Source organism: Pelomicrobium sp. G1 (genome assembly GCF_051905455.1).
Taxonomy (GTDB): domain Bacteria; phylum Pseudomonadota; class Gammaproteobacteria; order Burkholderiales; family UBA6910; genus Pelomicrobium.
The window spans coordinates 1-240 of record NZ_JBQACR010000564.1 but is presented as its reverse complement, the minus strand read 5'-3'; the positions used below and the strand labels follow the sequence as shown (position 1 = coordinate 240).

The window sequence follows — 240 nt, the reverse complement described above, 5'->3', positions numbered from 1 at the left end:
CACCTTGCGCGAAGGATGGAAGCCCAGACGCGGCCGTCAGTCCCTGGGAGCGGAAGGGCAGTAAGGGCGCCGGTAGATCAGAGAGTACACGAGGGCCACCATCATGCTCCCGCCGGCCACGTTGCCGAGGGTGACGGGCACCAGATTTCCCAGGATGCCGCTCCAGTCGAGCGTCGAGGCCGCCTCCGCGACGAATTCGTCCTGGAGCATCCAACCCATGTCGAGGAACTACCTCTCCCC

The 240-nt window shown here is 65.4% G+C and carries 1 protein-coding gene; it reads right to left on the bottom strand.

Going from position 1 to position 240, the window contains the following annotated elements; genetic code table 11:
• Nucleotides 1-36: 36 nt before the first annotated feature.
• The gene (locus ACTFO6_RS19640) at nt 37-210 is read right to left on the bottom strand and encodes a hypothetical protein (RefSeq protein ID WP_439935977.1); all 174 of its coding nucleotides are present in this window, start codon (nt 208-210) and stop codon (nt 37-39) included.
• Nucleotides 211-240: the final 30 nt, after the last annotated feature.